Raw genomic sequence first — 240 nt, 5'->3', positions numbered from 1 at the left:
GCCCTGAGAGATGATCAGGTAGATAGGTTAGAAGTGGAAGTGTGGCGACACATGTAGCGGACTAATACTAATAGCTCGAGGACTTATCCAAAGTAACTGAGAATATGAAAGCGTACGGTTTTCTTGATTTGAATAGATATTCAATTTTGAGTAGGTATTACTCAGAGTTAAGTGACGATAGCCTAGGAGATACACCTGTACCCATGCCGAACACAGAAGTTAAGCCCTAGAACGCCGGAA

General features: G+C 42.5%; 2 rRNA genes. Both read left to right on the top strand.

Annotated features, from left to right (window positions below):
• Nucleotides 1-91: ribosomal RNA gene (locus KV696_RS09760) — 23S ribosomal RNA — on the top strand; the annotation flags it as partial.
• 76 nt (nucleotides 92-167) lie between these two features.
• A 5S ribosomal RNA gene (rrf, locus tag KV696_RS09755) occupies nucleotides 168-240 on the top strand; the annotation flags it as partial.

It is taken from the genome of Streptococcus humanilactis (assembly GCF_019448275.1).
In the GTDB taxonomy this organism is placed as follows: Bacteria; Bacillota; Bacilli; order Lactobacillales; family Streptococcaceae; genus Streptococcus; species Streptococcus humanilactis.
This window is presented reverse-complemented; position numbering and strand designations above follow the sequence as displayed.